The sequence below is a fragment of the Pseudomonas sp. PSPC3-2 genome, from assembly GCF_049897085.1.
GTDB classification, from domain to species: domain Bacteria; phylum Pseudomonadota; class Gammaproteobacteria; order Pseudomonadales; family Pseudomonadaceae; genus Aquipseudomonas; species Aquipseudomonas paraveronii.
The window spans coordinates 272448-297829 of sequence record NZ_JAFCVO010000007.1 but is presented as its reverse complement, the minus strand read 5'-3'; the positions used below and the strand labels follow the sequence as shown (position 1 = coordinate 297829).

Genomic DNA, 25382 nt, shown 5'->3' with positions numbered 1-25382 from the left:
AAAAACCGGCAGCCAGGCAATTAACGAGCGTCGACGATCAATTGGTCGAACTTTTTCAGCGCATTGCGCAAACCCAGGCTTTCCAGCGGCCGGGAGGCGTAGACCATCTCGGCCATCTCCATGATCCCCGAAGCATTCGGCAGTGGCAGATCCTGTTCGAGGATCTGCTTCATGCGCATGAGGAAGATCCACTGCAGCCACTGATGGAAGTCCAGGGTGTCGACCGAAAAGGGCTCGACACTGCTGAGCGCCTCGGCGCTGGGGGACTCCTCGTCCCACCAGCCCTGCAGGCGCAATTCGCGCTCAATCAGCAACAGCTGTTCGGCAATCGCTGGAAAACGTACATCCATCAGAGGCTGACCTTGGCTTTTTGCCGAGCCTGGGCGGCGCCGGCGGCGTCACCTTGTGCGGCACGCGCATCGCCGATCAAGGCCCACAGGCTGGCCTGCAAATCAGGACGGCCGTTGGCCAGGGTCAGGCCACGCCGGGCGAACTGTTCGGCTTGCGGCGCATCGCCCTGGGCCATGCGCACCTGAGCCAGGCGATACAGCACCTGCGGTTCGCGTGGCGCAACGCGCTGGGCGCGCTCGAGGCTCGACGACGCACCGTTCAAGTCGCCACCGGCCTGCTGTTGCTGGGCAGTGGTGAGCAAGGCCAGTACCGGGCCGTCCAGTTGCTCGTCAGCCGACAGGCCGCCCGCGCTGGAGGACGACGGAATGCCGCTTGGCGTCGACGGCATGGTGTAAGTGTTCTGATTGATCGGTGCCGCCTGGACCGGCGCGGAGTCAATCGGCCCCGACGTGCTTGGCCCAGGCGTCCACGGCTCGGCGCTGATTGGCGCCGATGTCGCGGCACCGCCGCCAGGCACCATCACCACCACACCCGAATCCTGCGGCACGGCGCGGGTCGCGGCCTGGGTAGAACGCTTGGTCACGGTCTGGCGGAAACCGCCATTGGCCGAGATCCGATCGCTATTGGAGACGGCCGTGCTCGAGTCCACCACGGGAATGGAGCCGCGCTGAACGCTGGAGCAACCGCCGAGCAAAGCCAGAGCTGTAATAGCTGGAATCCACCACTTGTTCACTTGAAACCCTCTTTGCTTAATTCATCCAGCCCTTGACCCAATCCATCACCGATTCCGCGCTCGCAGGGGCACTGCCGCCGCATGCGGCACCGGGTGGTGGTTCGCTGCCGCGAATATACGGCATCTGCACCGCGCCCGGACAGTTGGCATCGGAGCCCTGGCCGGTGTGCGGATCAATCCAGGCCAGCACGATGTTGTCCGGCTGCGGCATGCTCAGCGGCAGCGGATCAGCCTTGCGCATAAAACTGGTCCAGACCTGCAATGCACCGGTCGCCCCGGTGAACGGCGTCTTGCCGTTGTCATCACGCCCCAGCCAGACCACGGCCAGCACATCCTGACCGAACCCTGCGAACCAGCTGTCACGCGAATCGTTACTGGTGCCGGTCTTGCCCGCCAGCGTCAGGTTGGAGGGCAGGACCTTGTACACAGAGCTGCCGGTGCCTTCGCGCATCACGCGCTGCATGGCGTTCTGGATCAGGTAGATGGAGCCCGCATCGAAGCGCTGCTGAATCTGGAACGGATAGCGCTTGAGCGGCTCGCCTTCGGCCGTCAGCACGCTGCGAATCCCGCGCATCGGCGTGTTGAAACCACCGTTGGCGAGGGTCTGGTACATGGTCGCTACTTCCATCGGCGTCATTGCACCGGCGCCCAGAAGGATCGACGGAAAGGCCGGGAATTCACGGGTGATGCCCAGGCGTGCCAGCGTTTTGAGGACGTTCGGCACACCCACGTCAAGCCCCAGCCGCGAGGTCGAGATGTTGTAGGAATGCGCCAGCCCCTGGTACAGGAACACCGTACCGTGGGAACGACGATCAAAGTTCTGCGGCGTCCACACCTGGCCGTCGGCACCTTTGACCGACAGCGGGTCATCCGACAGCCAGCTCGTCAGGGTGTATTTGCTCGGTTTTTCCAACGCTGTCAGGTACACCGCCGGCTTGACCAGCGACCCGATCGGCCGCACCGCATCCAGCGCGCGGTTGAAGCCGGCAAAACTGGCCTGGCGACTGCCGATCATGGCCTGGACCTCACCGGTTTCCGGGTTGGTCACCACCATGGCCGCTTCAACTTCGTCGGAACCCTTACGCCCCGCCAGACGCTTGAAGGTGTCGTTGACCGACGCTTCGGCTTTCATCTGCAGGATCGGGTCGAAACTGGTGAAGATCCGCAGGCCTTCCTCGGTCAAGTCTTCGTCGCGGTAGTCTTCACGCAACTGGCGTTTGACCAGGTCGATAAAGCCTGGGAAGGAGCTGTCCGCCAGCTTGCCGCGAGTGGTGACACTCAGTGGCATTTTCTTCGCAGCGGCAACCTGTTCAGCCGTGGCGACGCCCTGCTGCTCCAACACATCGAGCACCAGATTACGCCGCTCAAGCGCCCGTTCAGGGTTGCGCCGTGGGTTGTAGTAAGACGGCCCCTTGACCATGCCCACCAGCAACGCGACCTGATGCAACTTCAGCTCGGACAGCGGCTGGCCGAAGAAGAACTGGCTGGCCAGACCGAAACCGTGGACCGCGCGCTGGCCGTCCTGGCCGACGAACACCTCGTTGAGGTAAGCCTCAAGGATTTCTTGCTTGCTGTAATGCAACTCCAGCAGCATCGCCATCATGGCTTCGGTGAGTTTACGGGTCAGGCTGCGCTCGTTGGTGAGGTAGAAGTTCTTCACCAACTGCTGGGTCAGCGTACTGCCGCCCTGGGTCATTTTGCCGCCGGAGGTGTTGACCCAAATCGCACGGGCGATGGACTTCGGCGACACGCCCCAGTGGCTGTAGAAATCGCGGTCTTCCACGGCGACCAGGGTTTCGAGCAGGTACGGCGGCACCTGATCGAGCTTGATCAGGATGCGATCTTCCAGGTTTTTCGGGTAAATCCCGCCGATCATCAACGGTTCCAGGCGCACCACGGGCAGCTTCGAGCCGTTCAGCGACGACAGCTCGGCCACGTAGTCGCCGGAGAAGCGCACGCGCACCGGCTGGGCTTTTTCCAGGCCTTCATAGAACTGGAAGCCACGGGTGTTCAGGTCCACGGTATTGCCGCTGACGGCGGCAGCGCCGGGGCCATTGCTCACGGGTTCGCGGCGGTAGCCCAAGGCGTCGAGTTCGGTAAGGAAGTCATCCTTGCTCAGCTTCTGGCCAGTGAACAGTTCCAGCGGGCGGGCGTACACCTTGGCTGGAATGGTCCAGCGCTTACCGGAGAATTTTTCCTGGACCACTGCGTCGAGGTACACCGCAAAGCCGGCGAGCACCACAAAGCCCACCAGGCTGAGCTTGAGCGCCCAGCCCAGCCACGGGCGCAGGCCGCGGGAAGGAGGTTTTTTACGGGAACGGGGAGATCGGGTTCGAGTCATGGCGGCGGATTATACGCACTTTATTGACGATCAACATGCGCCGGACAGCGGTTTGCATGGCAGGCATCAGCAGCCATAATGCCCGCCATGATTTCCCCCAGACTTTGAAGGATCGCCCGTGAGCCAGTCCCTGATCGCAGCCCTGCAGAACCCGGCTTTATACCCCCATCCGGTTGAAGCATTCCAAGTCATTGAGACCCATATTTCCTGGGTCATACTGACCGGCCCCTACGCCTATAAACTGAAAAAGCCGATGAACTTCGGCTTTCTGGACTTCACCAAGCTGGAAGATCGGGGGCATTTCTGCAACGAAGAGCTGCGCCTCAACCAGCGGCTGACCGAAGATTTGTATCTTGAAGTGTTGCCGATCACCGGCACGGCCGAAGCCCCGCAACTGGCCGGCGACGGTCCGGTCATCGAATACGCCCTGAAAATGCGTCAATTCCCGCAAAGCCAGTTGCTCAGCACCTTGCAAGCCAACGGTGAGCTGACCAGCGCGCACATCGACGAGATGGCCAAACAGATCGCGCACTTCCACCTCACCGCACCGAAAGTGCCGCAAGAGCACCCGGCCGGCACCCCGGACGAGGTGATGGCACCGGTACGCCAGAATTTCGATCAGATCCGCCCGTTCCTCAGCGACAAGGCTGACCTGCTGCAACTCGAAGCCCTGCAAGCCTGGGCCGAAAGCAGCTTCGAACGCCTCAAGCCGCTGCTGGCACAGCGCAAGCTCGATGGTTTCACCCGCGAGTGCCACGGCGACATCCACCTAGGCAATGCCACCTTGATTGATGGCCACGTGGTGATCTTCGACTGCATCGAGTTCAACGAACCGTTTCGCTTCACCGACGTGTACGCCGACACCGGCTTCCTGGCCATGGACCTGGAAGACCGCGGCCTCAAATCCCTGGCTCGCCGCTTCATCAGCCAATACCTCGAACTGACCGGCGACTACCAGGGCCTGGAACTGCTGAACTTCTATAAAGCCTACCGCGCGCTGGTACGGGCCAAAGTCTCGCTGTTCAGCATGCCCAGCGAAGCGAGCCCGGTGCAACGCGCCACCACCCTGCGCCAGTACCGCAACTACGCCAACCTGGCGGAAAGCTACAGCACTATTCCTTCGCGCTTTCTGGCGATTACCCACGGCGTTTCGGCGGTGGGCAAAAGCCATGTGGCCATGCGCCTGGTGGAAGCCTTGGGTGCCGTTCGCCTGCGTTCGGACGTGGAGCGCAAGCGCCTGTTTGGTGAGCAACAGGTGGAAAACACGCCACAGGCCGGCATCTATGCTGCCGACGCCAGCGCAAAAACCTACGCACGCCTGAACGAAATCGCCGAGACCGTGCTACGCGCCGGCTTCCCGGTGGTACTGGATGCGACCTTCTTGAAGCGCGCACAACGCGATGCCGCCGCCAAAGTGGCCGAAGCGACGGGCGCGCCCTTCCTGATCCTGGACTGCAACGCGCCGCAGGCCGTTATTGCCAACTGGCTGGCACAACGTCAGGCAGACCATAACGACCCGTCCGACGCTACACTGACGGTTATTGAAGAACAGCAAGCCCATCGCGACCCCCTGACGGCCGAAGAGCTGCTGCTGAGCAAGCGCGTCGAGACCAATCAAAGCGGAACCCTCGATGCACTGGTTGCGCAAATTCGCCAACGCCTGCCAGGTCTGTAAGAAAAACTTCTTGGTCGCGTCGCCATCTTAGGCGAGCGGCCAAACAATAGTGGCACTATAATGGCGCCATAAGTCCAACAGGTGTCGCTATCATGAGTCATCCAAAGCTTCTTGATACCCCGCTCTATTCGCTCCTGCACAAAGACGATATTCGCGGTTTCAACCAGGAACGCCCCACAGACGGCGTCATCGACATGCGTGGTGGCGACTTCCGAGGGCTGGATCTGCGCGATCTGAATGCCAGCGGCGTGGATTTCACCGACGCGTATTTCCGTTCTGCCGATTTGCGCGGGCTGGACTTGCGCGAGTGCTCATTGGAAGGCGCGAGCCTGGCCCACGCGCAGATTTCGGGCACCTACTTCCCGCCAGAACTGACGGCCGACGAGATCCTCATGTCGGTCAATTTCGGCACGCGCCTGCGCTACCGCACCAAGTAATACGCTCCCCCCCAAGCCCCGGTTACGTGCAACACGGACCGGGGACTTCCTGCCTGCCCGGCATAAAACGCTCGCACCATTCTTATAAGCATTTGCGCCGTTCCTGAGCAAAGAACTACGCTTTTCCTACTGAGCGCTACACTCCTTTTCAGGCTTGCCTGGTCACGACACCCACCGCACCATTCGGCCGTCGCAAGGAGGCTCGATGAACGATGAGCTGCAACACCTGAGAAACCTTGGCAAGACCTCGGCGCAATGGCTGCACGCGGTGGGCATCCACAGTGCGTCAGACCTGCGTCGCCTGGGGGCGGTCGATGCTTATCGAGCCGTGCGCACTCGCGGCTTCCGTGCATCGAAAGTCTTGCTGTATGCAATCGAAGGGGCGTTGATGGATGTGCATTGGAACGACATTCCTGCCGAACGCAAGGAAGCGCTGAACCGCCAATTAGAGGCGATCTCGGCGCGCCAGAAGAATTAGATCGGCGATCCCACCCAACGCTCAGTGGCATTGCGAACGAGCACTTGAGAAAAGCAGAAGGGCTCGCGAAAACAAATCTTGACTCTTAAATGAGAATCGTTATGATTATCGCAACTGGTCGCGAGATCAGCCGATAACTGAAAGACCATTGGTTCGGACTCTCAGATTATCTCCTCATCAGGCTAATCACGGTTATTTGACCCGGCTCTTGCCGGGTCTTTTTTTGCCTATAAAAAGCCTCAGCGAGCAATGATCAATGGATGCCCGCGCTCCGGATGCGGCTGCACCAGTACATCCAGCCCGAATACCGCTTTAAGCGGCTCAGGTCGCAGAACCTGTGCCGGGGTATCCAGCGCATGGGGCCGGCCCTCGTCCAGCAACAGAATCCGGTCGCAGTAACGCGCCGCCAGGTTCAGGTCATGGAGGATCACCAGCACCGCTGCTCCTCGGTCAGCAAAGGTGCGGATCGCCTGCAAGGTCGTGTGCTGATGCAAAGGGTCAAGCATCGAGGTCGGCTCATCCAGCAGCAACGTCTGCCCCGCCTGCCCGGGCCATAACTGCGCCAGCACCCGCGCCAGGTGAACACGCTGACGCTCGCCGCCCGACAATGCCAGGTAACTGCGACCGCTCAAGTGCGCGACATCCGCAGCCCGCAACGCGGCATCGATAATCTCGTCATCACGCACCCGCCCGGTCTGATGAGGCAAGCGGCCCATGCCGACCACCTCCTCGACACGAAAGGCGAAATCCAGGGTTGAGGCCTGCGGCAACACCGCCAGGCGTTGGGCGCGTTGCGACCCGCTCCAATCCTTCAGCTCATGCTGATCCAGCCACACCGTGCCTTGATCCGGGTGCAGCTCCCCGCACAACGCGCCGAGCAAAGTACTCTTGCCCGCGCCATTCGGGCCCAACACGCCAAGTACCTGGCCAGGCAACAGCTCCAAAGTGACCTCCGCCAGTACGGTTTTACGACCGCGACGGATCTTCAGCCCCTCCACTCGCAGCATCAGGCGCGACCTCGTAACAACAGGTAAAGAAAAAATGGCGCGCCAATCAACGCGGTGACAATACCGATCGGCAACTCCGCTGGCGCCAAGGCCAGGCGCGCGACCAGATCCGCCAACAGCAGCAAGCTCGCCCCCGCCAACACCGAGGCGGGTAACAGCACGCGGTGATCCGGCCCCGCCAGCAACCGCACAAGGTGCGGAACCACCAGGCCGACAAAGCCGATCATCCCCGCCGCCGCTACCGCCGCACCTACGCCAAGCGCAGTGCAGAACACCAATTCGCGCTTGAGCCGCTCAACATCAACCCCGAGATGACCGGCCTCGGATTCGCCGAGCAACAGTGCATTCAATGCCTTCGCCCGGCGCGGCAGCCACAACGCCACGCTGGCGCTCACCAGCAGCAACGGCCAGAGGCGCGAATAGCTGGCGCCATTGAGGCTGCCCAGGTTCCAGAAAGTCAGCGTGCGCAGGGTGGCGTCATCGGCCAAGTAGGTAAACAGGCCCACCGCCGAACTGGCGAGCGCCGTGATGGCGATGCCGGCAAGCAGCATGGTGGCGACATGGGTCTGGCCGTTGCGCCGGCCCAGTCGATAGACCAGCGCCGTAACCCCCAACCCTCCGAGAAACGCGCACAACGACAACAGATACGGGCCGAACACCTCCGGCAACCCGCCCCAAAACGAACCACCGACAATAGCGAAAGCCGCACCGAGTGCCGCACCACTGGACACGCCGACCAACCCCGGATCCGCCAGCGGGTTGCGGAACAACCCCTGCATCGCCACGCCCGACAATGCCAATACGCCGCCCACCGCCAGCCCCAGCAAGGTCCGCGGCAAACGGATCTGCCCGAGAATCAGCTCTGCCTGCTCCAGGCCGCTGGCCCCGATCGGCACGCCCATCAAGCGCAAAGCCGCCCTGAGCGTATCCAGCAACGGCAAGCTGACCGGCCCCAGCGCCAATGAAAGCCAGATCGCCAGGACACACAACAGCGTCAGGCCGATAAACAGCGTTCGGGGCTTCACCAGCGTACTCATGGGGCCGGTATGACCTGGGACGGATCGACGCCGGCCGACAACTGCCGCAGATAGCCGATGCTCGGTAACGCCCCACCGGCACTCACCCAGCGCTGCGGCAGTTGCGAGGCGTGCGCCGCGTGGTTGAGCATCATTCCGACAACAAGCGCAATAGCGCTGGCACTCAGGAGCATAACCGGGTTTCCTTCCAAGGACGGGGCCGCTGAAACACTCATGGATGTGACAGATGCCCCTTGCTGGGCATCGTACTGAGCGCCCAGTCAGCTAACGGGCGAAGCCTGCATTTGATAAATGTTTGCATTTCAACATCAAGGCACTTAAGGATTGGAATGAAGTTTCTCTGCCCCTCTGACACCCTCGCCCCAGACAGCAGCCGTGGTTTTGATATCGACGGGCGCAAACTGTTGGCTGTCCGCCGCGACGGCACTGCCTACTTCTATCTCAATCGCTGCCCCCATCGCGGCGTCCCGCTGGAATGGCAGCCCGATCAGTTCCTCGACGCCAGCGCCAGCCTGATCCAATGCGCCACCCACGGCGCACTGTTCCTGATCGAGAGCGGCGAGTGCATCGCCGGCCCCTGCGCGGGTCAAAGCCTCACCGCCCTGCGCGGCCGTGAAGACGAACAGGGCCTGTGGGTGGAACTCTAGTCGCCGAGCAGCACGTCCAAGCGACGCTCGACGTAAATTTCCTCGGCCGTGACGCGCACGCCATACGCCAACACCTCCACGCCAGCGGCTTTGGCCTCGCGCAGAGCGGCGGCGTAGGCCGCGTCGATTTCCACCGCAGGGCGCACCGCGTCAATCCCCGAGAGGTTGACGCAATACAACTGCACCGCCCGCACGCCATCACGGGCCAGGTGTGCCAGCTCGCGCAGATGCTTGGCACCGCGCAGGGTCACGGCGTCCGGGAACGCCGCAATCGAGGTGCCATCAAACCCCAGGGTCACGCTTTTGACTTCGACATAGGCCGCCCCCTCGGGGTAATCCAGGCGAAAATCAATGCGGCTTTTCTCTTGGCCGTAAGGCACTTCACGCTTCAATGCGATAAAGCCGTTGAGCTCGGTGATGACCCCGGCATGCAACGCTTCCTCAACCAGTTGGTTGGCACGCGCCGTATTGACGCACGCGAGTCGGCCTTGAGGCGTCTCGGCAATTTCCCAGGTGCCGGGCAACTTGCGCTTGGGGTCAGCAGAGCGACTGAACCAGACCTGCCCGCCCTCGACCATGCAATTGAGCATCGAACCGGTATTGGGGCAGTGAATGGTCAAGAACTCGCCGGTAACGGTTTCGATATCGGTGAGAAAACGCTTGTAGCGGCGAATCAGCCGCGCCTCTTCGAGGGGAGGATGAAAGCGCATCAGCCCTGCCAGCTGCGCAGGCCGCGGGCGATACGCTCCACCGCCTCTTGTAGCCGATCAAGGTTTTGCGTGTAGGCAAAGCGCACATGGTGACCGGCTTGATAGCGACCGAAATCCAGCCCTGGGGTGAACGCCACATGCTCGATCTCAAGGAAATGACGGCAGAACGCGAAGGCATCACCGCCGAACGCGCTGATATCGGCGTACAAATAGAACGCGCCTTCCGGCTCGACGGCAATACCGAAGCCCAACTCGCGCAGGGCCGGCAGCAGGAAATCACGACGGCGACCGAACTCGGCGCGACGCTCTTCCAAAATGCTCAGGGTTTGCGGGGTAAAACAGGCCAGCGCTGCGTACTGCGCCATGCTGGGAGCGCTGATATAGAGGTTTTGCGCCAGCTTCTCCAGTTCACCGACCGCATCGGGCGGCGCCACCAGCCAACCCAGGCGCCATCCGGTCATGCCGAAATACTTCGAAAAACTATTTAGGACAAACGCGTCATCGTCGACTTCCAGCACGCTGGCAGCGTCGGTGCCATAAGTGAGCCCGTGGTAGATCTCGTCCACCACCAGATGGCCGTTACGCGCCTTGATTGCGCTCGACAACCCGGCCAGTTCGTCCCGCGTAAGGATGGTGCCGGTCGGGTTGGCTGGCGACGCGACCAGCGCGCCGACGCTGTCCTGGTTCCAGTGCTTGGCCACCAGGTCGGCGGTCAATTGATAACGCACGTCCGGGCCGACGGGCACCAACTGCGCCGCGCCCTCCACCAGGCGCAGGAAGTGCCGGTTACACGGGTAACCCGGGTCGGCCAACAGCCAGTGTTTACCGGGGTCCACCAGCAGGCTGCTGGCCAACAGCAACGCGCCGGAGCCGCCCGGGGTGATCAGGATGCGCTCGGGGTCCACGCTCAGGCCGTAGCGTTGCTGGTAGAAACCGCTGATGGCATGGCGCAGTTCCGGCAGGCCGCGAGCTGCGGTATAGCGGGTCTTGCCATTGGCCAGCGCGGCCTGGCCGGCCTGGATGATCGGTTCGGCGGTGGTGAAATCCGGTTCACCGATTTCCAGATGGATCACATCATGGCCTGCCGCCTGCAGTTCATTGGCTCGCGCCAGCAACGCCATGACATGAAAAGGTTCGATGGCGCGACTGCGCGCACTGTAGGGCTGAGCCATTAGCCTTCCTTAACGGTGAGGACAAAAATAGCGATTCTACCGAACCCTCGCGGTAAAACATGCTCTATTGCCTGCTCAGCCATCCAAGATGAGCCCGGCAAGCGCTTGCAAAACGACTAAAATTAACCTTCGAGGCGATTCATACCCAGCCACAGCGGGCTGCTGCCATTTGCAACCTCTGCGTGATGGGCCTCGACAACCGGGAGTGGCGCGCCCTGAATCTATCTGGTAAGTTCGCCCGCTTGCAGCCGCAGGGCCGGCAGGTGTCGGTGACGTTGCAATCCTGCGCAATGGATTAGAAGAGTGAGAGGCGGTCTATTCATGTCCACCCAAGCAAAGCAACAGCAATCCCCAGGCCTCAGCGGCTTCGAACCTTACGTCGAGAAGAAAGGTGAGGAGTACATGGGCGAGCCCATGCGCGAGCACTTCACCAAGATCCTTAACAAGTGGAAACAGGACTTGATGCAGGAGGTCGACCGTACCGTTGACCATATGAAGGACGAAGCTGCCAATTTTCCTGATCCGGCCGACCGTGCGAGCCAGGAAGAAGAGTTCGCCCTTGAACTGCGCGCCCGTGATCGCGAGCGCAAGCTGATCAAGAAGATCGACAAGACGCTGCAGTTGATCAAAGACGAAGAATACGGCTGGTGCGAATCCTGCGGCATCGAAATCGGTATTCGCCGCCTGGAAGCACGTCCGACCGCCGATATGTGCGTGGACTGCAAGAATCTGGCAGAAATAAAGGAAAAACAGGTCGGCAAGTAATCCCTGCCGAACTGAACGAATGGGGCGTACAAACGCCCCATTTTTGTTTCTGGCGTTCAGCGATTTTCCAGTAGTATCCGGCCCATGACAGCCTCTCCCTATATCGGGCGTTTCGCCCCCACGCCCAGCGGCCATCTGCACTTCGGCTCGCTGGTCGCCGCCCTCGCCTCCTACCTCGACGCCCGCGCCAACCATGGCCGCTGGTTGATGCGTATGGAAGACCTCGACCCTCCACGCGAAGAACCCGGCGCCCAGGCGGCAATCCTGCACGCCCTGGAAAGCTACGGTTTTGAGTGGGACGGTGAACGGGTCCGACAAAGCGATCGGCACGACGCCTACGCCAAGGTGCTGAACGACCTGTTCAACCACGGCTTGGCCTATGCCTGCACCTGCTCGCGTAAACAACTGGAGCCCTACCACGGGATTTACCCAGGTTTGTGCCGTAATGCCGGTCACGACCAGCACGATGCAGCCATCCGCCTGCGCGTTCCGGAGTTGGAATACCACTTTACCGACCGCGTACAGGGCGAATTCCGACAACACCTGGGCCGCGATGTAGGCGATTTCGTCATCCGCCGCCGCGATGGCCTCTACGCCTACCAACTGGCCGTAGTGCTGGATGACGCCTGGCAAGGTGTTACCGACATCGTCCGCGGCGCCGACCTGCTCGACTCCACGCCACGCCAGTTGTACCTGCAAGAATTATTGGGGCTGCGCCAACCGCGCTACCTGCACGTGCCGCTGATCATCCAGCCGGACGGTAACAAGTTGGGTAAATCCTATCGTTCCCCGCCCTTGACCACGGACCAGGCCACGCCTTTGCTGTTGAGAGCCTTGCGCGCCCTCGGCCAGCAACCCGGCGACGAGCTGCTTCACGCCAGCCCACGGGAACTGCTGGATTGGGGCATTGCACACTGGGATGCGCGGCTGATCCCGCGCACACTCACGCTGGCCGAAACACAGTTGCGCTGAAGGCGCTTGCAGCCGGCCAGGCATCCGTTACCATCGCCGCAATTATTCGATCAGAGGCCAACATGTACATCTATCGCTTGGTCCTGCTGCTGGTCGTCGGGATCTACCTGTTTTCCCCCGCGATCATGGATTGGTGGATCGACGCCACAGGCGCCTGGTATCGCCCCTATCTGCTGTGGCTGATCCTGATCGTCGTGACTTTCATCCTGCAGAGCCAAAAAGATGCCGATGAGCTTTAGCCTCACCCAGATGCTGCTGATCAGCGCCGCCTACCTGGCCGCGTTGTTCGGCGTCGCCTGGATCAGTGAGCGCGGAATGATTCCGCGGGCGATCATTCGCCATCCGTTGACCTACACCTTGTCCTTGGGCGTGTACGCCAGCGCCTGGGCGTTTTATGGCACGGTGGGTCTGGCCTATCAGTACGGGTATGGCTTTCTGTCCAGTTACCTCGGGGTGTCCGGGGCCTTTTTGCTGGCGCCAGTGCTGCTGTACCCGATCCTGAAGATCACCCGGACCTATCAGCTGTCGTCCCTGGCCGACCTGTTCGCCTTTCGCTTTCGCAGCACCTGGGCCGGCGCGTTGACCACGATTTTCATGCTGATCGGTGTGCTGCCCTTGCTGGCCCTGCAGATCCAGGCGGTGGCCGACTCCATCAGCATCCTGACCCGTGAGCCGGTGCAATATCGCGTCGCCCTGGCCTTCTGCGCGCTGATCAGCCTGTTCACGATTTTCTTCGGTTCGCGCCACATCGCCACCCGCGAGAAACACGAAGGCCTGGTCTTTGCGATTGCTTTCGAGTCGGTGATCAAGCTGATCGCTATCGGTGGCGTCGGCCTCTATGCGCTCTACGGCGTGTTCGACGGCCCGCAACAGCTGGAGTTGTGGCTGCTGCAAAACCAGACCGCCCTCGCCGCGCTGCACACCCCGCTCCAGGAAGGCCCGTGGCGCACTCTGCTGCTGGTGTTCTTCGCCTCGGCCATCGTGATGCCGCACATGTACCACATGACGTTCACCGAGAACCTCAACCCGCGCTCGCTGGTCAGCGCCAGTTGGGGCTTGCCGCTGTTCCTGCTGTTGATGAGCCTGGCGGTGCCGCTGATCCTCTGGGCCGGCCTCAAGTTGGGCGCCACCACCAACCCCGAATACTTCACCCTCGGTGTCGGCATTGCCGCCAACAGCAAGGCCCTGGCGCTGCTGGCCTATGTTGGCGGTTTGTCAGCGGCCAGCGGTTTGATCATCGTCACGACGCTGGCCCTCTCGGGCATGGCGCTCAATCACCTGGTGCTGCCGCTGTACCAGCCGCCGGCCGAAGGTAATATCTACCGCTGGCTGAAATGGACCCGCCGCGCGCTGATCGTCGCGATCATCATGGCCGGCTACGGTTTCTACCTGCTGCTGGGCCCCGGGCAAGACCTGGCCAACCTGGGGATCGTCGCGTTTGTCGCCACCTTGCAGTTCCTGCCGGGGGTGTTGTCGGTGCTGTACTGGCCGACGGCCAATCGGCGTGGTTTTATCGCCGGGCTGCTCGCGGGGATTCTGGTGTGGATGATCACCATGCTGCTGCCGCTGGTCGGCAATCTGCAGGGTTTCTACATCCCGCTGCTGAACATGATCTACGTGCTCGACGACACCAGTTGGCACATGGCGGCGATTGCCTCGTTGGCCGCCAACGTGCTGATGTTCACCCTGATCTCGCTGTTCACCAACGCCAGCCCGGAAGAAACCAGCGCCGCCGAAGCCTGCGCGGTGGACAACGTGCGCCGTCCGCAACGCCGCGAGCTGCATGCCGCCTCGCCCCAGGAGTTCGCCACGCAACTGGCCAAACCCCTGGGCGCCAAGGCCGCGCAAAAGGAAGTCGAACAGGCGTTGCGCGATCTCTATCTGCCGTTCGACGAGCGCAGGCCCTACGCGCTGCGCCGCCTGCGCGACCGAATCGAAGCCAACCTGTCCGGGCTGATGGGCCCCAGCGTGTCACAGGACATGGTGGAAACGTTCCTGCCTTACAAGGCGAGCGGTGAAAACTACGTCACTGAGGACATCCATTTCATCGAAAGCCGGCTGGAGGATTACCACTCACGCCTCACCGGCCTCGCCGCCGAACTCGATGCCTTGCGCCGTTACCATCGCCAGACCCTGCAGGAACTGCCGATGGGGGTCTGTTCCCTGGCCAAGGACCAAGAGATTCTGATGTGGAACAAAGCCATGGAGGAACTCACCGGGATCGCCGCGCAACGGGTCGTGGGCTCGCGCCTCAATACCCTGGGCGACCCGTGGAAGGAACTGCTGCAAGGCTTTATCAACCTGCCCGACGAACACTTGCACAAGCAGCACCTGGCCCTCGATGGCCAGACCCGCTGGCTCAACCTGCACAAGGCGGCGATCGACGAGCCCCTGGCCCCCGGTAACAGCGGCCTGGTGTTGCTGGTGGAAGACCTGACTGAAACCCAGATGCTCGAAGACAAGCTGGTGCATTCCGAACGCCTGGCGAGTATCGGTCGCCTGGCTGCCGGCGTGGCCCATGAAATCGGCAACCCGATCACCGGTATTGCCTGCCTCGCGCAGAACCTGCGCGAAGAGCGCGAGGAAGACGGCGAAATCACCGAGATCAGTGGGCAGATCCTCGAACAGACCAAGCGCGTGTCGCGCATCGTGCAGTCGCTGATGAGCTTCGCCCACGCCGGCGCCCATCAGAACCACGACGAAGCGGTGTGCCTGGCCGAAGTCGCACAGGATGCCATTGGGCTGCTGGCCTTGAACCGGCGCAATTTCGAAGTACAGTTCTTCAATCTGTGCGATCCGGACCACTGGGTCGACGGAGACTCCCAGCGCTTGGCGCAGGTGCTGATCAACCTGTTGTCGAACGCCCGTGACGCCTCCCCGGCCGGCAGTGCGGTACGCGTCAAGAGCGAGGCATTCGAGCACACGGTCGACTTGATCGTGGAGGACGAAGGCAGCGGCATTCCACAGAACATCAAGGACCGCTTGTTCGAACCCTTCTTCACCACCAAGGACCCCGGTGAAGGCACCGGTCTGGGCCTTGCACTGGTCTATTCCATCGTTGAAGAGCATTATGGACAAATCACCATCGACAGCCCGGCTGACACAGAAAGCCAACGCGGCACCCGTATTCGGGTGACCTTGCCGCGTCATGTCGAAGCGACGTCCGCTGTGAACTGAGACCGTCGAGAGAATTGAATCAATGCCGCACATTTTGATCGTCGAAGACGAAACCATTATCCGCTCTGCCTTGCGTCGCCTGCTTGAACGTAATCAGTACCAGGTCAGCGAAGCCGGCTCGGTGCAGGAAGCCCAAGAGCGATTCAGCATTCCCACGTTCGACCTGATTGTTAGCGACCTGCGCCTGCCGGGCGCGCCGGGCACCGAGTTGATCAAGCTCGGCCAGGGCACCCCGGTGCTGATCATGACCAGCTACGCCAGCCTGCGCTCGGCAGTGGACTCGATGAAGATGGGCGCGGTGGACTACATCGCCAAGCCGTTCGACCACGATGAGATGCTCCAGGCCGTGGCCCGCATCCTGCGCGACCGCCAGTCGGCCAGCAGCGCTCCCACCGAACAGCGCACCGCCGGCAAGGCTGCCAACGGCGCCGACAAGCCGGGCATCGACAACAGCAATGGCGAGATCGGCATCATCGGTTCCTGCCCACCGATGCAGGACCTGTACAGCAAGATCCGCAAAGTCGCGCCGACGGACTCGAATGTGCTGATCCAAGGCGAATCGGGGACCGGTAAGGAACTGGTGGCCCGCGCCCTGCACAACCTGTCCAAGCGCGCCAAGGCACCGATGATCTCGGTGAACTGCGCGGCAATTCCTGAATCCCTGATCGAATCCGAATTGTTCGGCCACGAGAAAGGCGCGTTTACCGGTGCCAGCGCCGGGCGCGCGGGCCTGGTGGAAGCGGCGGACGGCGGCACGCTGTTCCTCGACGAAATCGGCGAGTTGCCCCTGGAAGCCCAGGCGCGTCTGCTGCGCGTGCTGCAGGAAGGGGAAATCCGCCGGGTGGGTTCGGTGCAATCGCAGAAGGTTGATGTGCGCCTGATCGCGGCCACTCACCGTGATTTGAAGAGCCTGGCCAAGATTGGCCAGTTCCGCGAAGACTTGTACTACCGCCTGCATGTCATCGCGCTCAAGCTACCGGCCCTGCGTGAACGGGGCGCCGACGTCAACGAGATCGCCAACGCGTTCCTGTTGCGCCAGAGCGCACGCATCAACCGTACCGACCTGCGGTTCGCGGCGGACGCCGAGCAGGCGATTCGGCACTACTCGTGGCCGGGTAACGTGCGGGAGTTGGAGAATGCGGTCGAGCGTGCGGTGATTCTGTCGGAGAGCCCGGAAATTTCCGCCGAAATGCTGGGTATCGATATAGAGCTCAGCGACCTGGACGACGACGATTTCCTCGGCCTGGCCCCGCAACAGGGCGCCGCCGGCAATACCAGCCATGAACCGACGGAAGATTTGTCACTGGAAGACTACTTCCAGCATTTCGTCCTGGAGCACCAGGACCACATGACCGAGACCGAACTGGCGCGCAAGCTGGGCGTAAGCCGCAAGTGCCTGTGGGAACGGCGCCAGCGCTTGGGCATTCCACGACGCAAGACCGGAGTGGCCAGCGAGACTTGAGGGTGCGCCCCCACAGGTAACACCCGCCGATGTGAAAAAACTGTTACCGCGGATATTTCGCGTAACAAAAGCCGGGGCTTACGGTAACGAAGCCCCGGCTTTTTTTTCGCCGCCAAACAGCCAAAAACCCCTCAACCCCCCGTTTTTGCTGGCCGGCACAAAAGTTGGCACGCACCCTGCTATATGCTTAGTACAAAAACAATAACAAGCTTTGTACAAGACAATAAAAATAAGACGAATCGACTCACGCACAATAAAAACAACACGGCGGAGGCGCAGCTAACTGATTCTTTTGGAGAGGCGTTGCATTTGGGGCTTGCCCCGCAACCAGGCCGAGAACAACAAAAACTGCCCTAAGGCAGAGCCTGAACTGGTTGGATCGTAGATCAGCAACACAGCAACCAAAGCAATCCGTTTGCTCTTGACTCCCGATTGGGAGTGCCATGAAGGTCACACTTCATGGCGAGGGCGATCAACAAAAACAAGAAGCCCGAAACCAATAATAAAAATAGAGCACGCAACTACTTCTGGGGGAGCTTCGGCTGCCCTTGTAGTTTCCGGTATTTAACGTTTTGAGGCTTATGGCGCAAGGCCTGCAGCTTGTTCCTACACCATCCCCCGACTAAATGCTAGAATCCCGGCCCATCATGCGGTCATTCTTTGTTATGGCCGAACATTCCTTCAAACAGTGCATCCCATGCTGAAGAAGTTGTTCCAGTCATTCCGTTCCCCCTTGCGTCGAACGCAACACAAACGCAGCACGCCTGAAGTGCTCAACAGCAGCCAACATTCGCTGCAACGCGCTCAGTTCAGCCGTTATGCAGTGAACATCGTCGAACGCTTGCAGAACGCCGGCTACCAGGCTTATCTGGTGGGCGGGTGTGTACGCGACATGTTGCTTAATATCACGCCCAAGGACTTCGACGTCGCCACCAGCGCCACGCCCGAGCAAGTGCGTGCCGAGTTTCGCAATGCGCGAATCATCGGCCGCCGCTTCAAGCTGGTGCATATTCACTTTGGCCGCGAAATCATCGAGGTCGCGACCTTCCGCGCCGGTCATCCGCAAAACGATGAGGAAGAGGACACCAATCAGTCTTCCCGCAACGAAAGCGGACGCATCCTGCGCGACAACGTCTACGGCACCTTGGAAGAAGACGCGCAGCGCCGCGACTTCACCATCAACGCCCTGTATTACGACCCGGTCAGTGAGCGCATCCTCGATTACGCCAACGGCGTACACGACATTCGCAACAACCTGATCCGCCTGATCGGAGACCCGGCGCAGCGCTACCAGGAAGACCCGGTACGCATGCTGAGGGCGGTGCGTTTCGCTGCGAAGCTGAACTTCGGTATCGAGCGACACACCGCTGCGCCGATTCGCGAACTGGCGCCGATGCTGCGGGAAATCCCCTCGGCGCGCCTGTTCGAAGAAGTGCTCAAGCTGTTTCTCTCGGGCTACGCCGCCGACACCTTCGAAATGCTCGTCGACCTGCAGTTGTTCGATCCATTGTTCCCGGCGAGTGCCGAAGCACTGGAATACAACCCGACGTATACCCACACCCTGATCAGCGAAGCGTTGATCAACACCGACCTGCGCATCAAGCAGAACAAACCGGTCACCCCGGCGTTCCTGTTTGCCGCCTTGTTGTGGCCGGCCTTGCCGAAACGCGTACTGCGCCTTCAGGATCGCGGCATGCCGCCGATCCCGGCCATGCAGGAAGCCGCTCACGAGCTGATCGCCGAGCAGTGCCAGCGCATCGCCATTCCGAAACGCTTCACCATACCGATCCGCGAGATCTGGGACATGCAGGAACGCCTGCCGCGTCGCAGCGGCAAGCGCGCCGACCTGTTGCTGGACAACCCGCGCTTCCGCGCCGGCTACGACTTCCTGCTGCTGCGTGAAAGCGCCGGCGAGCAGACCGACGGCCTGGGCGAATGGTGGACCGACTACCAGGACGCCAATGACAGCGAGCGCCGCGAGATGATTCGTGAGCTCGGCAGCAAAGGCGATGGCGTCGGCGAAGGCGTTGGCCCGAAAAAACGTCGTCGCAGCGGCAGCAAACGCAAGCGCAGCGCCGGCGATGCCTCGGGCGCCGCAGGCGAATAAACGTGGAACGCATCTACATCGGCATGGGCAGCAACCTGGCGGCCCCGGAGCAACAATTGCGCAGCGCTATCGAAGCGTTGGCGCAATTGCCGGACACTACCGTCGCGGGGGTGTCGGCCTTCTATCAAAGCGACTCGCTGCTCCCCGGCCAACCGCGCTACACCAATGCGGTTGCGGCCCTGGACAGCAGCCTGGCGCCGCTGGAACTGCTCGATGCGCTGCAAGCCATCGAGAACGACCAAGGCCGCGAACGCCTTGAGCGTTGGGGCCCACGCACGCTCGACCTGGATATCCTGCTGTACGGCGACCGCCTGATCGACGAACCCCGCCTGCAAGTGCCGCACTACCAGATGCACCTGCGCGCCTTCGTGCTGTACCCGCTGGCCGAACTGGCGCCAGCCACCCTGCAATTGCCCGATGGCCAGCGCCTCAGCGACCTGCTGGCAGCCTGCCCGTTTGTCGGCCTGGAACGCATCGCTACTGCCTGACTCGCTGCCTGCCCCCCCTGCTGAATCGCATCAGTTACAGCGGTAACACCACCGCCGTAACAATGCGGTAACACATGCAATTGACTTCCCGTGCCCTCCTCACGACTATAGGCGTCCCGCTGCCGCCAACCGGCGCTAAAGGGCGCAATCCAGGCCTTATAAGCACTGCTATCAAGAAAGTGCGCCTGTATAAACGAAGACTCACGCGCGTTACTCGCTGTTTCCAAGCGCCTGAACGAGGACCCTTTTCATGCCAGACGTTACCCTGACCACCTTGCAGAGTCTCAAGCTCAAAGGTGAAAAAATCACCATGCTGACCTGCTATGACGCCACCTTCGCCCACGCCTGCTGCCAAGCCGGTGTCGAGGTGCTACTGGTGGGCGACTCCCTGGGCATGGTTCTTCAAGGGAATGACAGCACCCTGCCCGTCACCACGGATGAACTCGCCTACCATACCGCTAGCGTCAAGCGCGGTAACGACGGCGCGCTTATCATCGCCGACCTGCCATTCATGGGTTACGCCACCCTCGAACAAACCTTCCAGAACGCCGGCAAACTGATGCAGGCCGGGGCGCACATGGTCAAGCTGGAAGGCGCCGTCTGGCTCGCCGAGTCGATCCGCCTGCTGGCTGAACGTGGCGTGCCGGTGTGTGCGCACATGGGCCTGACGCCGCAGTCCGTGAATCTCCTCGGCGGCTATAAGGTCCAAGGCCGCAATGAAGCCCAGGCGCGCCAGATGCGTGCCGATGCCATTGCCCTGGAACAAGCCGGCGCGGCGATGATCGTGCTCGAATGCGTGCCCAGCGAACTGGCCGCAGAAATCACCCATGCGGTTAAAGTGCCCGTAATCGGCATTGGGGCCGGGTCGGCCACCGACGGCCAGGTCCTGGTGTTGCACGACATGCTCGGCCTGTCGATGACCGGCCGCGTGCCGAAGTTCGTGAAGAACTTCATGACCGGCCAAGACAGCATCCACGCCGCGTTGAGCGCATACGTTGCCGAAGTCAAAGGCGTGACCTTCCCTGGCGCCGAACACGGATTCTCTGCATGAACACCGTAAAAACCGTCCGCGAACTGCGGGCTGCCGTCGCCCATGCCCGCAACGCCGGCAAACGCATAGGCTTTGTGCCCACCATGGGCAACCTGCACAGCGGCCACGCGACCCTGGTGGCCAAGGCTGCCCAGCAGGCGGACTTCGTGGTGGCGAGCATCTTCGTCAACCCGCTGCAGTTTGGCGTCGGCGAAGACCTGGACACCTACCCGCGCACCCTCGCCGCCGACCAGGAAAAGCTCCTGCAAGCTGGCTGCAACCTATTGTTCGCGCCGACCGTCGAGGAAATATACCCCGGCGGCATGGCCGGCCAGACCCGCGTCAGCGTGCCGCAATTGTCCGAAGGCCTGTGCGGCGCCAGCCGTCCCGGGCACTTTGAAGGCGTGGCCACGGTGGTCAATAAGCTGTTCAACATGGTCCAGCCGGACATGGCCGTGTTTGGCCAGAAGGACTACCAGCAACTGGCCGTGATTCGCGCCATGGTCCATGACCTGAACATGCCGATCCAGATCATCGGTGAACCGACCGTCCGCGCCGATGACGGCCTCGCGCTGTCATCGCGTAACGGTTACCTCACCGCTGAGCAGCGGGCGATCGCGCCGTTGCTGTACCGCAGCCTGAGTCAGATGACCGCCGCCATCAAACACGGTGACCGCGACTTCGCCAAACTGCGTGCCGAACAGGTCCAGCAGATCGAGGCCGCCGGGATGCGCCTGGATTACCTTGAAGTGCGCCAAGGCGTCCACCTGCGTCCAGCCACGGCCGAGGATCGCGACGTGGTAATCCTGGTCGCGGCCTACCTGGGGGCGACACGCCTCATCGATAACCTGCACCTGAACCTCGACTGACCCCAGCCTGATGCGCCGGTATAAAAAAGTACCGGCCACAGCGCAGACAAAGCCAAGACATATCGACACGCTAGGTTTAATGTATTCGCCCAGCGCTATGGTTAGCGCTGTCTGGAACCCATTGTTTGATGAAACACTGGATGTTTCGGGCTTTGAAGTGTCCTAAAGGCAGTCCCCGTAATAAAAGGAAACCCGCAGCGATGGCGTACTACCGCACCCCTCATGACGTTACCGCTCTGCCGGCCTGGCAAGCGCTCAATCAACATCGCCAAGCCATGCAGGATTTCAGCATGCGCGACGCGTTCAATGCCAATCCTCAGCGTTTTTCCCAATTCACCTTGAGCAGCTGCGGGCTCTTCCTCGATTACTCGAAAAACCTGATCACCAGCGAAACCCGCGACCTGCTCGTGGGCCTGGCCAAGGAAGTCGACCTTAAAGCCGCGATCGACGCGCTGTATGCCGGCGAACCGGTGAACTCCTCCGAGGGGCGCCCTGCCCTGCACACCGCCCTGCGCCGCCCGGTGGGCGACAAGTTGTCGGTCAACGGCGTGAACATCATGCCGGACGTACACAAGGTGCTGAACCAGATCACCGACCTCGTGGGCCGCATCCACGACGGCCTGTGGCGTGGCTACAGCGAGAAGCCGATCACCGACGTGGTGAACATCGGCATCGGTGGCTCGTTCCTCGGCCCGGAGCTGGTCTCCGAAGCGCTGCTGTCCTACGCCCACAAAGGCGTGCGCTGCCACTACCTGGCGAATATCGACGGCAGTGAGTTCCACGAACTGACCATGAAACTGCGCGCCGAGACCACGCTATTCATCGTCTCGTCGAAATCCTTCAACACCCTCGAAACCCTGAAAAACGCCCAGGCCGCCCGCGCCTGGTACCTGGCCCAGGGTGGCTCGGAAGCCGAGCTGTATCGCCACTTCATCGCCGTATCGAGCAACAACGCGGCCGCCGTGGCCTTCGGTATTCGCGAAGAAAACATCTTCCCGATGTGGGACTGGGTCGGCGGCCGTTACTCGCTGTGGTCGGCTATCGGTTTGCCAATCGCCCTGGCCATCGGCATGTCGAACTTCAAGGAGCTGCTGTCCGGGGCCTACACCATGGACCAGCATTTCCAGAACACGCCGTTCGAACAGAACATGCCGGTGCTGCTTGGCCTGCTGGGTGTGTGGTACGGCAACTTCTGGGGCGCGCAGAGCCATGCGATCCTGCCCTACGACCACTACCTGCGTAACATCACCAAACACTTGCAACAGCTGGACATGGAATCCAACGGCAAGAGCGTGCGCCAGGACGGTACGCCAGTGTCCACCGATACCGGTCCGGTGATCTGGGGCGGCGTGGGCTGCAACGGTCAGCACGCTTACCACCAGTTGCTGCACCAGGGCACCCAACTGATCCCGGCTGACTTTATCGTGCCGATCGTCAGCTTCAACCCGGTGTCCGACCACCATCAGTGGCTGTACGCCAATTGCCTGTCCCAGAGCCAGGCACTGATGCTCGGCAAGACCCGCAGCGAAGCCGAAGCCGAACTGCGCGACAAGGGCCTGCCGGAAGCCGAAGTGCAAAAGCTGGCCCCGCACAAGGTGATCCCGGGCAACCGTCCGAGCAACACCCTGGTGGTCGAGCGCATCAGCCCGCGGCGCCTGGGCGCACTGGTCGCCATGTATGAGCACAAAGTGTTCGTGCAAAGCGTGATCTGGGGCATCAACGCCTTCGACCAATGGGGCGTGGAGCTGGGCAAGGAGCTGGGCAAAGGCGTTTACAACCGCCTGACCGGCGCCGAAGAAACCCCGGCCGACGATGCGTCGACCCAGGGCCTGATCAACTACTTCCGCGGTCGTCACCGCGGCTGACGTCGGTCACACAGGGCCGACGTCCATTTGGACGTCGGCCTTGAACCCTCCCCCTACTGGGTGCATCTTGATGACTTGTCGCAAAAACAAGAATAAGGATCGCTCATGTTCGATATCAGCACGTTTCCCATCGCCGATGCCGTTCGCCGGGCTGCGCAACTGAGTCAAGAGGACTACCAGCGCCTCTATCGCCAATCCATCGAACAGCCGGACACGTTTTGGGCTGAACAGGCCAAGCGCTTTCTCGATTGGATAACCCCCTGGCACACCGTCAATACCTCGGACATCAAGACCGGCGCCACCCAATGGTTTGCCGGCGGCCAATTGAACGTCAGCTACAACTGCATCGACCGTCACCTGGCGCAACGCGCCGATCAGCCAGCCTTCATCTGGGAGGGCGATGATCCGACCACGTCTTCCACCATCACCTACCGCCAACTGCACCAAAACGTCAGCCGCCTGGCCAATGTGCTGAAAAACCGTGGCGTGAAAAAGGGCGACCGGGTGTGTATCTACATGCCGATGATTCCTCAAGCGGCCTACGCCATGCTCGCCTGTACGCGGATTGGGGCAGTGCATTCAGTGGTGTTTGGTGGTTTCTCACCCGACGCCCTGCGCGACCGCATTCTCGACGCCGACTGCCGCACGGTGATCACCGCCGATGAAGGCGTGCGCGGCGGCAAGCCGGTGGCGTTGAAACAAAATGTCGACAAGGCCCTGGCCAGTTGCCCGAACGTCAGCACCGTACTGGTGGTGGCGCGTACCGGGGCGGCCGTGAACTGGAGCGACGGCCGCGACCTCAACTATCAACAGGCCGTGGATGCCGCCAGCGACGACTGCCCGCCCGAGCCGATGGACGCCGAAGACCCGCTGTTTATCCTCTACACCTCCGGCAGCACCGGCAAACCCAAGGGCGTGCTGCACACCACCGGCGGCTACCTGCTGCAAGCCGCGATGACCTTCAAATACGTGCTCGACTACCGCGATGGCGAAGTGTTCTGGTGTACCGCCGATGTGGGCTGGGTCACCGGCCATAGCTACATCGTGTACGGCCCGCTGGCTAACGGCGCCACGTCGCTGATATTCGAAGGCCTGCCCGTCTACCCGAGCAGCTCGCGCTTCTGGCAGGTCATCGACAAGCACCAAGTCAATATCTTCTACACCGCGCCCACGGCCCTGCGCGCGTTGATGCGCGAGGGTCACGCCCCGCTGGAAAACACCTCACGTGCCAGCCTGCGCCTGCTGGGCAGCGTCGGCGAGCCGATCAACCCGGAAGCCTGGGACTGGTACTTCAACGCCGTCGGCGAACAACGCTGCCCGATTGTCGATACCTGGTGGCAGACCGAAACCGGCGGCATCATGCTCAGCCCGCTGGTCAGTGCCCAGCGCATCAAGCCCGGCTGCGCGACCCAACCGATGTTCGGCGTACTGCCGGTGCTGCTCGATGAACACGGCAAGGAAATCAACGGCCCCGGCAGCGGCGTGCTGGCGATCAAATCCAGCTGGCCGGGGCAGATCCGCAGTGTCTATGACGACCCGCAACGCATGATCGATACGTACTTCAAACCCTACCCCGGTTATTACTTTACCGGCGATGGCGCGCGGCGCGATGAAGACGGCGATTACTGGATCACCGGGCGCATTGACGATGTGATCAACGTCTCCGGCCACCGTATTGGCACCGCCGAGGTGGAAAGTGCCCTGGTGTTACATGACTGGGTGGCCGAAGCTGCGGTGGTGGGGTATCCCCATGACATCAAAGGCCAGGCCATCTATGCGTTCGTCACGCCGATGAATGGCGTGGAACCCAGCGATACGCTGAAAAAACACCTGCTCGAACTGGTCAGCAAGGAAATCGGCAGCTTTGCCAAACCGGAACTGATCCAATGGGCCCCGGCCTTGCCGAAAACCCGCTCGGGTAAGATCATGCGACGCATTTTGCGCAAGATCGCCTGCAACGAGTTGGACAGCCTCGGGGATACCTCCACCCTGGCCGACCCCAGCGTGGTCGCCGGCCTGATCAATAAACGCCTGAACCGATAGGAACCCGCGCGTCGCC

The 25382-nt window shown here is 61.5% G+C and carries 22 protein-coding genes and 1 pseudogene; 15 read left to right on the top strand and 8 right to left on the bottom strand.

From position 1 onward, the window contains the following. Positions 1-20 precede the first annotated feature (20 nt). From ACP7CJ_RS14500 to mrcB, 3 genes are read right to left on the bottom strand one after another with little or no spacing between them, the layout of a single operon-like run. Positions 21-350, bottom strand: a complete 330-nt coding sequence (locus ACP7CJ_RS14500) for a YqcC family protein (RefSeq protein WP_247405521.1) — start codon at positions 348-350, stop codon at positions 21-23. Further along, on the bottom strand, positions 350-1084 hold the full coding sequence (locus ACP7CJ_RS14495) for a tetratricopeptide repeat protein (RefSeq protein WP_426100660.1): 735 nt from the start codon (positions 1082-1084) through the stop codon (positions 350-352). Before ACP7CJ_RS14495 ends, ACP7CJ_RS14500 begins: the two co-directional genes overlap by 1 nt. 16 nt (positions 1085-1100) lie before the next feature. Beyond that, a complete protein-coding gene (gene mrcB / locus ACP7CJ_RS14490) occupies positions 1101-3425 on the bottom strand; it encodes a penicillin-binding protein 1B (protein ID WP_426100658.1) in 2325 nt (774 codons plus the stop codon). A gap of 118 nt (positions 3426-3543) precedes the next feature. Between mrcB and ACP7CJ_RS14485 the strand changes: the two genes are divergently transcribed. The 3 genes from ACP7CJ_RS14485 to ACP7CJ_RS14475 all read left to right on the top strand — a co-directional run bounded on the left by ACP7CJ_RS14485 (position 3544) and on the right by ACP7CJ_RS14475 (position 6015). Further along, complete coding sequence (locus ACP7CJ_RS14485) at positions 3544-5100, top strand: AAA family ATPase (protein ID WP_426100656.1); 1557 nt, start codon at positions 3544-3546, stop codon at positions 5098-5100. 92 nt (positions 5101-5192) lie between these two features. After that, positions 5193-5537 carry a pentapeptide repeat-containing protein gene (locus ACP7CJ_RS14480; RefSeq protein ID WP_247402307.1) on the top strand — a complete coding sequence of 115 codons (345 nt, stop codon included), beginning with the start codon at positions 5193-5195 and terminating at the stop codon, positions 5535-5537. A gap of 205 nt (positions 5538-5742) precedes the next feature. Beyond that, entirely contained in the window at positions 5743-6015 is a 273-nt protein-coding gene (locus tag ACP7CJ_RS14475) for a TfoX/Sxy family protein (protein WP_247402305.1), read from the top strand. Positions 6016-6254: 239 nt separating this feature from the next. Here the strand turns inward: ACP7CJ_RS14475 and ACP7CJ_RS14470 are convergent, their stop codons facing one another. The 3 genes and pseudogenes from ACP7CJ_RS14470 to ACP7CJ_RS14460 all read right to left on the bottom strand — a co-directional run. After that, on the bottom strand, positions 6255-7022 hold the full coding sequence (locus tag ACP7CJ_RS14470; protein WP_276194910.1) for a heme ABC transporter ATP-binding protein: 768 nt from the start codon (positions 7020-7022) through the stop codon (positions 6255-6257). Continuing rightward, complete coding sequence (locus tag ACP7CJ_RS14465; RefSeq protein ID WP_426100654.1) at positions 7022-8059, bottom strand: FecCD family ABC transporter permease; 1038 nt, start codon at positions 8057-8059, stop codon at positions 7022-7024. The genes ACP7CJ_RS14470 and ACP7CJ_RS14465 overlap by 1 nt, the downstream gene beginning before the upstream one ends. Before the next feature lie 32 nt (positions 8060-8091). After that, positions 8092-8232 (bottom strand): annotated as a pseudogene (locus tag ACP7CJ_RS14460) (hemin ABC transporter substrate-binding protein); the annotation flags it as partial. A gap of 156 nt (positions 8233-8388) precedes the next feature. On the opposite strand from ACP7CJ_RS14460, the gene ACP7CJ_RS14455 reads away from it, so the two are divergent. Further along, positions 8389-8706: a Rieske (2Fe-2S) protein gene (locus ACP7CJ_RS14455; RefSeq protein ID WP_276194912.1), complete on the top strand. Its 318-nt coding sequence runs from the start codon at positions 8389-8391 to the stop codon at positions 8704-8706. Here ACP7CJ_RS14455 and sfsA read toward each other — a convergent pair. Beyond that, on the bottom strand, positions 8703-9416 hold the full coding sequence (gene sfsA, locus ACP7CJ_RS14450; protein WP_426100652.1) for a DNA/RNA nuclease SfsA: 714 nt from the start codon (positions 9414-9416) through the stop codon (positions 8703-8705). The two genes, ACP7CJ_RS14455 and sfsA, sit on opposite strands and share 4 nt — an antisense overlap. Next, positions 9416-10588, bottom strand: coding sequence for a pyridoxal phosphate-dependent aminotransferase (locus ACP7CJ_RS14445; RefSeq protein ID WP_426100650.1), 1173 nt, complete (start codon positions 10586-10588; stop codon positions 9416-9418). Before ACP7CJ_RS14445 ends, sfsA begins: the two co-directional genes overlap by 1 nt. Positions 10589-10909: 321 nt before the next feature. On the opposite strand from ACP7CJ_RS14445, the gene dksA reads away from it, so the two are divergent. From dksA to acs, 11 genes are all read left to right on the top strand, one after another. Beyond that, positions 10910-11353 carry an RNA polymerase-binding protein DksA gene (gene dksA / locus ACP7CJ_RS14440; protein ID WP_247399809.1) on the top strand — a complete coding sequence of 148 codons (444 nt, stop codon included), beginning with the start codon at positions 10910-10912 and terminating at the stop codon, positions 11351-11353. A gap of 84 nt (positions 11354-11437) precedes the next feature. Then, positions 11438-12325, top strand: a complete 888-nt coding sequence (gene gluQRS / locus ACP7CJ_RS14435; RefSeq protein ID WP_426100648.1) for a tRNA glutamyl-Q(34) synthetase GluQRS — start codon at positions 11438-11440, stop codon at positions 12323-12325. Between the two features lie 62 nt (positions 12326-12387). Next, a complete protein-coding gene (locus ACP7CJ_RS14430) occupies positions 12388-12564 on the top strand; it encodes a hypothetical protein (protein WP_003176118.1) in 177 nt (58 codons plus the stop codon). Continuing rightward, a complete protein-coding gene (locus tag ACP7CJ_RS14425) occupies positions 12548-15502 on the top strand; it encodes a sensor histidine kinase (RefSeq protein WP_426100646.1) in 2955 nt (984 codons plus the stop codon). The genes ACP7CJ_RS14430 and ACP7CJ_RS14425 overlap by 17 nt, the downstream gene beginning before the upstream one ends. A 22-nt stretch (positions 15503-15524) precedes the next feature. Then, complete coding sequence (locus ACP7CJ_RS14420) at positions 15525-16964, top strand: sigma-54-dependent transcriptional regulator (protein WP_426100644.1); 1440 nt, start codon at positions 15525-15527, stop codon at positions 16962-16964. 697 nt (positions 16965-17661) lie between these two features. Next, positions 17662-19071, top strand: coding sequence for a polynucleotide adenylyltransferase PcnB (locus tag ACP7CJ_RS14415; protein WP_276194918.1), 1410 nt, complete (start codon positions 17662-17664; stop codon positions 19069-19071). Positions 19072-19073: 2 nt separating this feature from the next. Next, positions 19074-19559, top strand: coding sequence for a 2-amino-4-hydroxy-6-hydroxymethyldihydropteridine diphosphokinase (folK, locus tag ACP7CJ_RS14410; protein WP_276194919.1), 486 nt, complete (start codon positions 19074-19076; stop codon positions 19557-19559). Positions 19560-19809: 250 nt separating this feature from the next. Further along, complete coding sequence (gene panB, locus ACP7CJ_RS14405; RefSeq protein ID WP_426100642.1) at positions 19810-20610, top strand: 3-methyl-2-oxobutanoate hydroxymethyltransferase; 801 nt, start codon at positions 19810-19812, stop codon at positions 20608-20610. Next, positions 20607-21458 (top strand): pantoate--beta-alanine ligase, encoded by an 852-nt coding sequence (gene panC, locus ACP7CJ_RS14400; protein WP_276194921.1) that lies wholly within the window; start codon positions 20607-20609, stop codon positions 21456-21458. The genes panB and panC overlap by 4 nt, the downstream gene beginning before the upstream one ends. Before the next feature lie 200 nt (positions 21459-21658). Next, on the top strand, positions 21659-23323 hold the full coding sequence (gene pgi / locus ACP7CJ_RS14395; protein WP_276194922.1) for a glucose-6-phosphate isomerase: 1665 nt from the start codon (positions 21659-21661) through the stop codon (positions 23321-23323). 105 nt (positions 23324-23428) lie between these two features. Beyond that, positions 23429-25366: an acetate--CoA ligase gene (gene acs, locus ACP7CJ_RS14390; protein WP_426100640.1), complete on the top strand. Its 1938-nt coding sequence runs from the start codon at positions 23429-23431 to the stop codon at positions 25364-25366. Positions 25367-25382 lie beyond the last annotated feature (16 nt).